Origin of the sequence: Subtercola lobariae, assembly GCF_014640255.1 — a bacterium.
GTDB classification, from domain to species: domain Bacteria; phylum Actinomycetota; class Actinomycetes; order Actinomycetales; family Microbacteriaceae; genus Subtercola; species Subtercola lobariae.
Genome location: NZ_BMGP01000002.1, coordinates 81848 through 94241, shown reverse-complemented (window position 1 = coordinate 94241; position 12394 = coordinate 81848). Strand labels below are relative to the sequence as shown.

Below are 12394 nucleotides of genomic sequence, written 5' to 3'. Positions count from 1 at the left end.
TCGATTTTAGGCGCAGATGTGTAACGCCTGTGTTTCGCAACCGCCCCTAGGCTGGGGTCAAATTTCGCTAAGGTTGCAGCCATGACCTCACCTATCACCAAAGTAGTGATTCCTGCGGCTGGGCTCGGCACCCGCTTTCTTCCGGCCACGAAGGCGATGCCCAAAGAAATGCTGCCCGTCGTCGATAAGCCGGCCATTCAATATGTGGTCGAAGAAGCCGTCGCCGCCGGCCTGGTCGACGTGCTGATGGTGATCGGCCGTAATAAGAACGCGCTCGCGAACCACTTCGACCGGGTCACCGAGCTCGAATCGACGCTCGAGAAAAAGGGCGACAACCATCGCCTCAAAATGGTCGACGACGCCTCGAAGCTCGCCGACGTGCACTTCGTTCGCCAGGGTGACCCGAAGGGCCTCGGTCACGCTGTGTCGCGCGCCAAGATGCACGTGGGCAACCAGCCCTTCGCGGTGATGCTCGGCGACGACCTGATCGACGCGCGCGACGTGCTGCTCACTCGCATGCTCGACGTGCAGAACGAGAAGCAGGCCAGCATCATCGCGCTCATGGAGGTCGAGCCCTCGCAGGCGCACCTCTACGGCATCGCCTCCATCGAGAAGACCGATGAAGACGATGTCGTGCGTGTCACCGGCTTGGTCGAGAAGCCAGACGCCGGCACGCAGCCCTCGAACTACGCCATCATCGGCCGTTACGTGCTCTGCCCTGAGGTCTTCGACGTGCTCGACGAGACCGAGCCCGGCAAGGGCGGCGAGATTCAGCTGACGGATGCCCTGCAGACCATGATCTCGGGCCCCATCGCCGGCGGGGTCTACGGAGTCGTGTTCAGCGGGCGCAGGTACGACACCGGCGATCGACTCGATTACATCAAGGCGATCATCCGTCTCGCCAGCGACCGAGAAGACCTCGGCCCAGACCTTCGCCCCTGGATCAAGGAATTCGCGCAAGACCTGTGATTTTGGCACCTCGAGGGGCCTGGTAGCTGATTATCATTGCCTATGTTCGTTCCAAGCCTCGCCGAGGGCGCCATCGGTATTCGCCCCATTCGAATTCGCGACTCTAAGGCGCTCGAGAACGAACTCATTGCCAATCGGGCGTGGCTGCGCAAGTGGGAGGCCACCAGCCCGAACGCTCCGCTCTCGTTCGACACTCGGGCGAGCATCCGGTCGCTGCAACAGAACGCCCGGGCCGGGTATGGTCTGCCGTTCGTGATCGAGTACAAGGGTGAGGTCGCCGGGCAGCTGAATGTCTCGTCGATCAGCTACGGCTCGGTGTCGTCGGCGAGCATCGGTTATTGGGTCGCCGAGCGGTTCGCGGGGCTGAACATCACGCCCACGGTCGTGGCGCTCGCGACCGACCACTGTTTCTACTCGGTGGGCCTGCACCGCATGGAGATCTGCATTCGGCCGGAGAACGCACCGAGCCTGCGCGTGGTCGAGAAGCTCGGGTTTCGGTACGAGGGGTTGCGGCGCCGGTACATCCACATCAACGGCGACTGGCGAGACCACTTCTGCTTCGCGCTGGTGGGGGAGGAGCTGCCGGTCGGCGTGCTGCGGCGCTGGAAAGAAGGCGGTATTCCGCCGGGGCACGGCAGCGTGCCCGAGGCCGACCGACGTGAGGCGCTCACGCCCATCGCCACGCGTACTCGCTGAGGTTCGGTGGTTCGGGCATCCGGATGCCCGTGCGAAACCACCTCCGAGATTCACGCTCGGGCCCGCCGACACGCGCCCTGGCTTGGGCGCAATTGCGCGGCGAGCCTCATACCGTAGACCCATGACATCAGACTGGCTGGGCGGGGGGCTCATCGTCGGCCTCGCGGCCGTGCTCTGGTTGATCTACCTCGTGCCGACCTGGTTTCGGCGTAACGAATACAACGCCACCGAACGCAACGTCGTGCGGCTGCAGCAGACCTTGCGCATTCTGGCCGAGACGGCCGAGGCGCCCGAAGAGGTGCGAGCCGAGGCCAGCGCCCGAAGCGTTGTGCAACACCAGCGTCTGCTGAAGAAAGTGACTGTGAACAACACCCCTCCCGCGCTTCGTGCCGCGGCCAAGATTCGTAAAGCTCGGGCGGTGACCTCGGGCATTCTCGTTCTCTCGCTCGCGGTCGCTGTGCTGGGCGGTGTGCAGACGGCGGTGAATGGCGCCTGGCTCGTTCTCGTAGTGGGTGTTGTCGCCTCGACGTTGTGCGTGACGCGGCTCGGGCGGTTGGCCAAAGACGGCCGAGCGATCAAACTGCCTGCCCAGGCCGCATCGACCGCTGCTGCGGAGGCGTCGGGTTCGCTGGTCGACTCGAGCGCCTTCGCTGACGAGCGCGGCGAGGCTGACTTCGACGATTCCGAAGGCGACGTCGGTTTTGACGCCGACGTCTCGGCGGCAGACACTGCCGAATCTGGCTGGACTCCTGTTCCGTTGCCCAAGCCGCTCTACACCGAGCGCCGCCGCCTGCGGCAGCTGAACGTCGGCCAGCCTCTCTCGTCGACGTTCGCGCCCGCGGCGTCGAACTCGGTCGGTTTCGCCGAGCAGACCGCCTCACAGGCTGAGCAGGCGCTGCTCGCCGCAGCTCAGGCGTCAGAGCAGGTTCTGCGTGCGGGCTTCGCGGCTGAGGATGCCCGTGCCGTCGCCTCGGCGGACACTGAGCCCGTAGCGGCGCCCCCGAGCATCCCGAGCCGTTTCAGCACTATGGGATTCGTTGATGACGCTGAGACCGGCTCATTCGACGTCGACCAGGTGCTGGCGCGGCGCCGCGCGGGCTAGGCTCGCGTTTCAGCTCGCCCCATTGCGCGTGATAGTCTTCGTAAGTTGTTTTGAGGGGCTATGGCGCAGTTGGTAGCGCGCCTCGTTCGCATCGAGGAGGTCAGGAGTTCGAATCTCCTTAGCTCCACAACAATAGAAGAAGGCCCGGTCTCTGACCGGGCCTTCTTCGTTGTTGTGCCAGGTCATTCTTGACGATGATGTCAAGATCACTCGCTCGAGCGAAGCCACCAACTAGCCACGCCTTGTGCGTTTCATCGTCGCGACGGTCGCTGAGGTGGTCGCATCGCTGCTCGCCTGCGCTGCCCTCGCTCAGGTGTGAACACTATCGGGCACCCTCGCCTGAGGCTAGTGTGATGGTGTTGGCTCTACCGGCGGGCGGCGAAGGGGTACACCATGAGTAGCTCACCTGTTGCTTCTACTTCCACAACGAAGATCGCGGCGGCTTCGTGGTTGCCCCTCATCGTGGTCGTGCTGACCCAGATTCAGGCGTCTTTTGCGGTGAACGCGCTGACCGTGTCAATGCAGGGGATCACAACCGACCTCAACACGCCGGCCACCAGTGTTGGTACTGCCATCACGGCGGGTACGTTCGCGATGGCAGCGTTTATTCTGCTTGGTGCGAAGATCGGCGCGAAGTTCGGGTCGCGTCGGGTGTTCCAGATCGCGGTGGTGATTCACGGGCTTGCGATGGCGGGTGTGGCGTTGAGTGTCAGCCCGACCATGCTTTTTGTCGCGCAGGCTGCTTCTGGCGCTGTCATCGCACTCATCGCGCCGGCACTTGTCGTGTTCATCGCGTCTAACTACAGGGGAAGCCAGCAGGCGCAAGCGATCGGTTTGCTCGCTGCCGCGATCCCTGCGGCGGGTGTGCTTGCGCTGTTGATCGCGGGCACGTTCGCTTCGACGATTGGTTGGCGTTACTCGTTCGCCCTGATCGTGCTGCTCGCGGTAATCAACCTCCTGCTGAGCTTCAAGCTGAAGGTGGTTCCGGCGCAGAGCGAGGTGAAGATCGATTGGGTTGGCGCTTTTCTGGCGGCCGGTTCGATCATTTTGCTCAGCTTCGGGTTCTCGGGCTTGAATTCGTGGGGTGTCATTCTTGCCACTCCGCAGGCACCGTTCCAGGTGCTCGGTATCTCGCCGGCGCCCATACTCATCCTGCTCGGTGCCGTCGGCGGGCAGGCATTCTTCCTGTGGCTGCGTAAGCGTAAAAAAGAGCATAAGCCGCAGATCTTCGATCTAGCGGTGCTGAAGTCTGGGCAGGAGAGGGCGACGACGTTCGCGATGGCTGCGATGCTGTTCGTCGGCACGGCAGCGAACTTCCTTATTCCGCTGTACATACAAGTCGTGCAGGGTCGGTCGAGTTTTCAAACGTCGATAGCGATCATCCCGTACACCCTGTCGATCTTCATCTCCAGCACCCTGGTCGCGAACCTGTACAAGCGGTTCGCCCCGCGCCAGATCGCCCGTGTCGGCTTCGTTGTTGTCGCGGCGGGATTGACCTTGCTGGCGTTCACCATCCGCAACGAGTGGGAACAGTTCTTCGTCATTGTCGGCCTCATCGTGTTGGGTCTTGGGCAGGGCGCGATCGTCGCGTTGGTGTTCAACACCTTGCTCTCTGCCGCACCGAAGCATCTCGCGGGTGATGTGGGCGCGTGGCGTGGTCTCGTGCACAACATTTCGGGCAGCGTCGGTATTGCTGTCGCGAGCGTCTTCGCAGTCGGGCTGCTCGGCTCGTTGATCGCCACTGGGGTGGCCGCGCATCCGGAACTCCCCGGCCAATTGATCTCGCAAGTGCCACTCGATAACGTGAACTTCATCACCAACGATCACCTCAAGGGCGTGCTCGCACTGACATCGGCCACTCCAGCCCAAGTCGATGCCGCTGTGCTGGTGAACGCGGATGCGAGACTGCGAGCTTTGCAGATCTCTCTGCTCGGCCTCGCCGCGATCGCACTCATCGCGATCATTCCGGCAGGCCGGATGCCCAACTACCGGCCCGGCGACATACCCGAGGTGCTTTCGAGCGGCAGAGAAGAACCGGGCGATGACACTGTCGTGCCCGATGACGAGTTCGAGCCGTTCCAACCTGTGCCTGGCGATGGTGACGGTGAGAAGAGCGGAGCGTGAATTCGCAGATCACGATCACTCTCGTCGTTCTGTTGGTCGCGATCGTACTGTTCGTCTGGAATAAGCTGCCCGTCGGTATCGTCGCGATCGGCGTTGCCCTCGCGTTGTATGTCACGGGGGTGTTGAGTTTCGAGCAGACCCTCGCCGGGTTCGGCGACCCGGTGATCGTTTTCATCGCCGCCTTGTTCGTGGTGAGCGAGGCGCTGGATGCGACCGGCATCACCACCTGGGCCGGTCAGCAGCTGGTGAAAAGAGCGGGCCGCAAACGCAGCCGCATCGTGGTCTCCGTGATGCTGCTCGTGGCGGTGGTGACGGCGTTGATCAGCGTGAACGGGGCGGTCGCCGCCTTAGTGCCGATGGTCGTCGTGGTGGCGATACGCATCAAGCAACCCCCCTCGCAATTGCTGATGCCTCTCGCGTTCGGCGCACACGCAGGCTCGTTGCTGGTACTCACCGGCACCCCGGTGAACGTGTTGATCTCTGAGCTCGCGGTCGCCGCCGGGAGACGCCCGATCGGGTTCTTCGAGTTCGGGCTGGTCGGAATCCCGTTGGTGGTCGGCACGATCCTGATTGTGGTGCTGTTGGGACCGCGGCTATTGCCGAATCGCACGGCGAAGATCGCTCCGAAAGATCTCAGCGACCACGCGGCGACCCTCGCTGCTCAGTACTCGTTGCCAGAGTCGACGGCCGACACATTGCTCAGCCGGGAGCAGGGGCTCACTGAGGTCGTCGTGCCGCCCCGCTCGTCGTTCATCGGGGAGAGCGTCTTCACCGGAATGGTGACCGAGAGCGGGCAGCTCGTGATCGTCGCGATCCAACGCAGCGGTGATGACCTGACCGACGCCGTGCTCGCCGCCGGCGACGTGATGCTGCTACAGGGAGCATGGTCGGCGCTCGATGAGAACACAGCTGACCCTAACGTGGTCGTTGTGGATGCCCCGCAGAGCATCCGCCGCCAAGCGGTGCCGCTCGGCCCCCGTGCTGTGCCCGCCCTCATCGTGCTGGGCGGCATGGTCGTGCTGCTGGCGACAGGTATCGTTCCGGCCGCGATCGCAGCCCTGGTCGCTGCCTGCGCGATGGTGCTGCTGCGTGTTCTGTCGGTGAGTCAGGCGCATCGGGCGATTTCCTGGACGACTCTGTTGCTCGTCGGAGGCATGATCCCGTTGTCGACCGCCATCCAGGTCAGCGGTGCCGCTGACCTTCTCGCTAACGGGCTGGTCAGCGTAGTGGGGCAGTCCAGTCCGTACGTTCTGCTGCTCGGCGTCGCGCTGGTGACGGTGGTGCTCGGGCAGCTGATCAGCAACCTCGCGACGGCGCTGATCGTCGCCCCCATCGCGATCGCGATCGCTGCGGAGACTCACATCTCGCCGCTGCCCCTGTTGATGGGCGTCGCGGTCGCAGCGGCCGCTTCATTCCTGACCCCGGTAGCCACGCCGGCGAACACAATGGTGATGGGGCCAGGTGCCTACGCGTTCGGCGACTACTGGAAGCTCGGGCTGCCCCTTCTGATTTTGTTCCTCGCTGTCGCGACCTTTGTTGTTCCCGTGTTCTGGCCGTTCTAAGGAGACCCCATGCCTTCACCATACAAATTGATTCCGTCGTCGTTCGAGTTTCTGCCTTCACGGGCAGGTGATGCCGTGGTCGACGTGCAGGTGAGTGCTGACGTGCCCGCCGGCGCGGAGGCCGTGGGACGTTTTGTCGCACCCGATGCGGCTCTTCCCGAGGGAGGGCTTGACTGGAACGCCGTTGCCAGGGTGGGATTCGAAGCTAAGCCAGGGCAGACCCTGCTCGTACCCCAGAACGGCGCTCCAATCCTTGTGCTCGTGGGGATCGGTGCCGAAGCGCTCACTCCCGCGACGCTGCGCGACGCTGCGGCATCATTCGCGCGCGCCGCCCACTCCTTCGCATCCGTCGCTCTGGTGCTGCCCGAGGTCGCGTTCTCGGCAGCGAAAGCCGGGCAGGTCGTGGCTGAAGGCGTACTGCTTGCCCGATACAGGTACACCGAACTCAAACCCACATCCACCCACATCGACCTGAAAGCGGTGACCATCATTGCCGAAGGCGAAGCCGACGACCACGTTCAGCAGGTCAGCGCCGGCGTGAGGCGCGGCGTAACACTCGCCGCCGCCGCCGCAGTGGCCCGCGACCTCGCAAACACACCCCCCAGCCACCTCACCGCAACCGACTTCGGTGACATCGCAATCGCATTGGGAGCCGCATCGGGGTTCGGGGTGGAAGTGTTCGACAAAGCACAGCTCATCGAACTCGGCACCGGAGGGCTGCTGGGCGTCAACGCCGGCAGCACCGAAGAACCCCGCATGGTGAAACTCACGTACACACCCGCCGCAGCCTTGCCCACGACCCCCCACCTGGTGTTCGTGGGCAAGGGCATCATGTACGACTCCGGCGGAATCTCGCTGAAACCCTCTGATCCCATGCATTTGCTGATGAAAATGGACATGGCCGGCGCGGCAGCAGTCCTCGGTGCGATGACAGCGCTGGCGTCGCTCGAATGCCCAGTCACGGTAACCGGCTACCTGATGTGCACCGACAACATGCCCTCGGGATCCGCGATGAAGCTAGGTGACGTGCTGACTATTCACGGCGGCACAACAGTCGAGGTCAAGAACACCGACGCAGAGGGTCGCCTGGTGCTTTCCGATGCTCTGGTACTGGCGACAGAGCTGGATCCCGATGCGATCGTTGACATCGCCACACTCACCGGCGCCGCGCTCATGGCGCTCGGTACGCACACAGCCGCCGTGTTCGGTAACGACCAACCGCTAGTGCAGCAGCTCACCCGAGCGTCGGAAGAAACCGATGAATCCATCTGGCAGCTGCCGCTCGAGCACCGATACCGGCCACAGCTCGCGTCTGATGTTGCTGACATCGCCAACCTCGGCGGAAAGTACGCCGGCGCAACGACCGCGGCACTGTTTCTGAACGACTTCGTCGCCGGCATCCCGTGGGCGCACCTCGATATCGCTGGAACCATGCAAGCCGAAAAAGACGATTCCTGGCGCAGCCAAGGCGCCACGGGGTTCGGCGCCCGCCTTCTGATCGAGCTCGCGCTCGATTTCGCCCCAGCGAAGCCTCGCGCATGAGTTCGTCTGCCCCGGCCGCATTGGTGCTGCCGATCACGAAGAAAGTCGTCGTGCCGGCGCAGAACACACGGTAACCACTCGTGCGAATCGATGTCGAAGACACCACCCTCATTGTTCTCGCGGTGCATGTGGTCGTCTGTTTCGTGTTCGCGGTGCTCATCTCGGCGAATCGTCGGCCGTCGTCTGCGATCGCGTGGGTGTTGGCGATTGTGTTCATCCCGTTCATCGGCGCTCTCGTCTTTCTGCTGATCGGGGTTGGGCGGCTGCCGCGGGCCCGGCGCGAGAAACAGGTCGAGGTGAACGAACTGATGCTTGCGCGCACTCCTGGTCTGTCAGAGGTCAGTCACCGGTCGCAGTGGCCGTCGTGGCTTGCCTCCGCCGCAACCCTGAACCTCAACCTAGGTGCCCTGCCGATGGTCGGCGGCAACCGGGCCGAGCTGCTGCCCACCTACTCAGGCTCGATCGACCGGATGATCGAGACTATCGACGAGGCCGTGTCGTACGTGCACGTACAGTTCTTCATCCTCGTGCTCGACGACACTACACGGCCGTTCTTCGACGCCCTGCGACGCGCGTGCGCCAGGGGCGTGACCGTGCGGGTGCTCTCCGACCACGTGTCGGGTTACCTGTACCCGAATCGCCGCGAGACCATCGCGGAACTCGCTTCGATGGGAGCGTCGTGGCTGCCGATGCTGCCGCTTCGGCCGTTGCGCGGGCAGTGGCAGCGGCCCGACCTGCGCAACCACCGCAAGTTGGTTGTTGTCGATGGTGTGGCCGGGTTTACCGGGTCACAGAACCTCATCGACTCGTCGTACCTGAAGAAAAAGAACATCGCCCGCGGCCTGCACTGGCACGAGCTGATGATGCGCGTCGATGGCCCGGTCGTACGTGAACTCGATGCGGTGTTCGTGGCCGACTGGTACAGCGAGAGCGAGGAGTTGCTGCCGCTCGACACGAGCCCGGTCATCCTGAGCCCCGATGTCGCACACGATCTCGCCGACATGCAGGTGCTGCCGAGCGGGCCGAGCTTCGAGAACGACAACAATCTGAAGTTGTTCGTGCTGATGATCCAGAGTGCGCAGAAGAGAGTCAGTATCACCAGCCCGTACTTCGTGCCCGAAGAATCGACGCTACTCGCCATCGTGACCGCCGCCTCCCGCGGAGTCGATGTGGAGCTGTTCGTGTCGGCCATCGGCGACCAGACGCTCGTGTATCACGCCCAGCGCTCTTACTACGAGGCGCTTCTGCGGGCCGGGGTGAAGATCTGGCTCTACCAGGCGCCGACTGTGCTGCACGCGAAACACTTCACGATCGACAACGACGTGGCCGTTGTCGGGTCGTCGAACATGGACATTCGCTCGTTCAGCCTCAACATGGAAGTCTCGGTGCTCGTACACGGTCGCTCGTTCGTTGACCGGATGCGTGCCGTTGAAGACGATTACCGCGCCGTCAGCGACCAACTCACGCTCGATAACTGGCTGAAACGCCCCTCCGGTCAGAAAATCGTCGACAACCTCGCCCGGCTCACCTCCTCACTGCAATGACACCGTGAACGGCGTATGACGTCTCAACGTGGCAGCGAGGAAATAGCGCCAGCGTTAACCGCGCTAGCGCTTCTGCACGAAGCGGTGTATGGATGAGTGAGCAGAACTATTCGTGAGGAGCCCCCGTGAGGCGTGAAGGACTTATCGATCTGCATCACCATGTCATCCCACCGGCGCTTGCGGAAGCACATGGCAGTTGGGCTGCCAGTGGTGGAGTGTCGGGGATGCAGATGCCCTCGTGGAACCGGGCCGAGATGCTGTCATTCATGGACGCTAATACCATCGGGTTCGCGGTCGCCTCAACCGGGCTGAGTGTGCACTTCGGTGACGACTCGGACGCCTACCTGCTCGCGCGGCGCTGCAATGATTTCATCGCCGAGCTTGTTCGCGAGCGGCCAGATCGATTTGGCGGCTTCGGTGTGCTGCCCTTGCCGCTGGTGAGAGAAAGCATTGAAGAAATCGATCGAGTCTTCGACGACCTGGGCCTTGACGGGATCATGTTGTCTACTAATTACGTCGGCTCCTATCTCGGTGATCCTGTTTTCGACGCGGTCTTTGAGGCGCTCGAACGCCGTGCCACGGTTGTGTTCGTGCATCCCAGCGAATCGCCAGACGCTGCGGCGCACTCGCTCGGCCTTCCTGACTTCGTCATCGACTATGTTGCAGACACGACCCGCGCGATAGCCCGGCTGCACTATTCCAACACTTTCGCGCGCACCCCTTCGGTGCGCTATGTTTTCTCGCACGCCGGGGGCACCATCCCGTTCATCGCTCAACGGTTTGATCTGCTCGATTCCCTGAACATCGTCCATGGCGCCGAACTCCGCAGAACCGCGCGGGAACAGTTCCGACGTCTCTTCTTCGATACAGCGCTCGCCTATCAGCAACCGGTGATTCGGCTCGCCACCGAAGTCGTCGGGTTGTCACAGCTCGTGTTCGGCAGCGACCGCCCCTACGCTGCCGGATTCTCCGCTGAGGCCGCGCAAGCGATCCAATCTGACGCCTATCTCTCTGACCAGGCGCGAGCCGCTATCGGATGGGGAAACGCGCAAATGCTGTTGCCTCGACTCGCTGATTAGCTGATCGAGTCGTTGGGCCGATCAACAGATCCTTGCCGACAATCGCAGAGGGAGCTAGCGCGATGACGAAAGCGCTGACTATTCCGGCCGGGACCGTGTTAGACAGATCAAGAGGCGCATCGAGCGCCACGACGAGCCATCTTACTTCTGAAGCGCCAGAGCTTTCAGGGGTCGCTTGGCACGATTTGGAGGTTCGGAGGTGGCGGCGGTGTATTCACGTAGTGTGCAGGCGCGGGCCGAGCGTCGCCTCCTCCTCGTATCGATTTCGGTGTCGACGATCCTGTCTGCCGGAGCCCTGACTTTCGGAATCCTGAGCGGCACACGTATCATCGTGTTCGACGGCACGTACATGAGTATTGGCCTGATACTTTCGTGGATCTCTCTGCGGGCATCTTCGCTGTCTACGTCGGGTCCTTCCCGGCGATTTCCGTTCGGGCGAGATGCGCTAACCCCCTTAGTGGTATTGATCCAAGGAATCGCCATCGCAGGCACGCTCCTCTATGCAGCAGGGGATGCGGTTGTGCTCATCCGGGCTGGCGGCGACGCAGTTAACCCTGGGGCGATCGCCGTATATGGAGCGGTCACCGCTGGTGTTGGCTTTTTGACATCGTGGTGGCTACGGGCGCAGCGGTCTGGCTCGGATCTCGTCTCTGCCGAGCAATCGCAATGGCGTGCTGGCGCTGTGCTCAGTGCGATGATGCTACTGGGCGCAGTTGTTGCGGTCAGCCTTGCAGGTGCGGGGCTTGATGGTGTCGTGCGTTTCGTCGATCCCGTGCTCGTGCTCGTCGCTTGCGCGATGCTCGTGCTCGTGCCCATTCGGCTGATCAGATCTGGCATGAATGAGCTTCTGGAGGGTGCTCCTTCTCTCGAGCTTTCAAGCGCCATACACGTTGCGGTCGCGTCAGTTCAAGACACCTACGGTTTGCCGCAACCGACGATCCGATCAGGAAAGGTCGGCCGAAAGCTCTATGTCGAGGTCGATTTCATCGTGCGGGGCTCGGACTGGGATGTCAGCGGCGAAGATCGGGTGCGGCGCGCAATCATCGCAGCACTAGAGCCTTTGGGCTTCGATGTCTGGGCATATGTCGCCCTCACCGCCGATCCAGACCTCATCTGACACACATGTGCTCCCCCTTTTTCGACTCTTCAACGGCGTGCCCTTTTCCTTTGGCGCGGATTGTGGGAGCATCGCCAGATGGAGCAGTACTTATGGGTGTTGAAGCACGACGAACTGAACTTGATTCGCGAACTGGAGTCTGAGCGACTAGCACTTCTTGATGAAGATGGCCTCCTCGCCTTGCACAAGCGGATACGCCGAGCGCGCAACAAACACACCACGAACTATCGGCGCAAAGCGGCCGGCGAAGTAAAAATCGCTGGCAACCGGGGAATTGCCGCGAGCAAGTCGAAGAAGGCACGTGCGAGAGCCTACGTGTTCGAAGAGGCGCTCTCCATTGTCAGCGCCGAGCTAGCCCGGGTCGCTCACGAGGCTGCCGAGACGCTCAAAGACGAGCGACTGGCGCGGGCTCGTGCTGGGCGCACGACAGGACCAGAATCGGCAAAAATCAAAAGCCCGTCTGCCGGAAGCTCCGGTCGGAAGCGGTCACATCAGAAAACGACGGGCGGGACGAAGCGCGACGCCTCCAGCCGGTCCCAAGGCGCCGCTCGCCAAGCCAAGAAAGACAGCCGCTGAATTAGGGCAGGCCGGTCATAGCGGTCGGCATCGCGGCCCTCGAAAAAGACGACGACCCGAGCGCCGGTCTCGATGACCCACTG

10 protein-coding genes and 1 tRNA gene are annotated in these 12394 nt (G+C 62.6%); all 11 read left to right on the top strand.

All coding sequences use genetic code 11. The features are described 5' to 3' along the window. Positions 1–81: 81 nt before the first annotated feature. The 11 genes from galU to IEX24_RS04630 all read left to right on the top strand — a co-directional run bounded on the left by galU (position 82) and on the right by IEX24_RS04630 (position 12311). A complete protein-coding gene (gene galU, locus IEX24_RS04680) occupies positions 82–969 on the top strand; it encodes a UTP--glucose-1-phosphate uridylyltransferase GalU (RefSeq protein ID WP_188674607.1) in 888 nt (295 codons plus the stop codon). Positions 970–1011: 42 nt separating this feature from the next. Beyond that, positions 1012–1665: a GNAT family N-acetyltransferase gene (locus tag IEX24_RS04675; protein ID WP_188674605.1), complete on the top strand. Its 654-nt coding sequence runs from the start codon at positions 1012–1014 to the stop codon at positions 1663–1665. 121 nt (positions 1666–1786) lie between these two features. After that, on the top strand, positions 1787–2767 hold the full coding sequence (locus IEX24_RS04670) for a hypothetical protein (protein ID WP_188674602.1): 981 nt from the start codon (positions 1787–1789) through the stop codon (positions 2765–2767). 54 nt (positions 2768–2821) lie between these two features. After that, positions 2822–2894, top strand: a tRNA-Ala gene (locus tag IEX24_RS04665). 266 nt (positions 2895–3160) lie between these two features. Continuing rightward, positions 3161–4891: an MFS transporter gene (locus tag IEX24_RS04660; RefSeq protein ID WP_188674599.1), complete on the top strand. Its 1731-nt coding sequence runs from the start codon at positions 3161–3163 to the stop codon at positions 4889–4891. Continuing rightward, positions 4888–6453, top strand: a complete 1566-nt coding sequence (locus IEX24_RS04655) for an SLC13 family permease (RefSeq protein WP_229715098.1) — start codon at positions 4888–4890, stop codon at positions 6451–6453. Before IEX24_RS04660 ends, IEX24_RS04655 begins: the two co-directional genes overlap by 4 nt. Positions 6454–6462: 9 nt before the next feature. Then, positions 6463–7995 (top strand): leucyl aminopeptidase, encoded by a 1533-nt coding sequence (locus IEX24_RS04650; protein ID WP_188674596.1) that lies wholly within the window; start codon positions 6463–6465, stop codon positions 7993–7995. Between the two features lie 86 nt (positions 7996–8081). Beyond that, positions 8082–9539 carry a cardiolipin synthase gene (gene cls / locus IEX24_RS04645; RefSeq protein ID WP_188676371.1) on the top strand — a complete coding sequence of 486 codons (1458 nt, stop codon included), beginning with the start codon at positions 8082–8084 and terminating at the stop codon, positions 9537–9539. Positions 9540–9664: 125 nt separating this feature from the next. Further along, positions 9665–10618, top strand: a complete 954-nt coding sequence (locus IEX24_RS04640; RefSeq protein ID WP_188674593.1) for an amidohydrolase family protein — start codon at positions 9665–9667, stop codon at positions 10616–10618. A 199-nt stretch (positions 10619–10817) separates the two neighbouring features. Then, a complete protein-coding gene (locus IEX24_RS04635; RefSeq protein ID WP_188674590.1) occupies positions 10818–11735 on the top strand; it encodes a cation diffusion facilitator family transporter in 918 nt (305 codons plus the stop codon). A gap of 78 nt (positions 11736–11813) precedes the next feature. Then, positions 11814–12311, top strand: a complete 498-nt coding sequence (locus IEX24_RS04630; RefSeq protein ID WP_188674587.1) for a hypothetical protein — start codon at positions 11814–11816, stop codon at positions 12309–12311. Positions 12312–12394: the final 83 nt, after the last annotated feature.